This is a genomic window from Nonomuraea sp. MG754425 (assembly GCF_021699195.1).
Classification (GTDB): Bacteria; Actinomycetota; Actinomycetes; order Streptosporangiales; family Streptosporangiaceae; genus Nonomuraea.
Genome location: NZ_SSXE01000536.1, coordinates 1 through 367 on the forward strand (window position 1 = coordinate 1; position 367 = coordinate 367).

Below are 367 nucleotides of genomic sequence, written 5' to 3' on the forward strand. Positions count from 1 at the left end.
GGCCCGCCTGGACGGGCGGCTGTAGCTGTAGTCGACCAGGCCCGCCGCCTGGGCCAGGCCTCTTCTGACCAGGCGGCGCAGCGTCGTCCGCCAGTCCACCTGGGGGCGGAGCGTGGCCTCGGCCCAGCGCCGCCAGCCGCCCGGGGCCGTTCCCCTGGCGTCGATCTCGGCCGCCACGGCTCTGGTCAGGAGGTCCCGCTCCAGGACGGTCATCGCCTCCGGGCCGGTGAACGGGGGCTCGGCGCAGGGGGACAGGTGGGACGGGGGGTCGATGAGGTCGAGCAGTTCGGTGTACCGCTCGGCGAGCAGGCCGTCCGGGAGGCCGAGCGCCTCGGGGGAGACGGCGTCGGCCGGAGTGCCGCCGTCC

The 367-nt window shown here is 76.6% G+C and carries 1 pseudogene; it reads right to left on the reverse strand.

Annotation, left to right across the window (positions count from 1 at the left end):
- Nucleotides 1-367 (reverse strand): annotated as a pseudogene (locus tag FAF44_RS53855) (hypothetical protein); the annotation flags it as partial.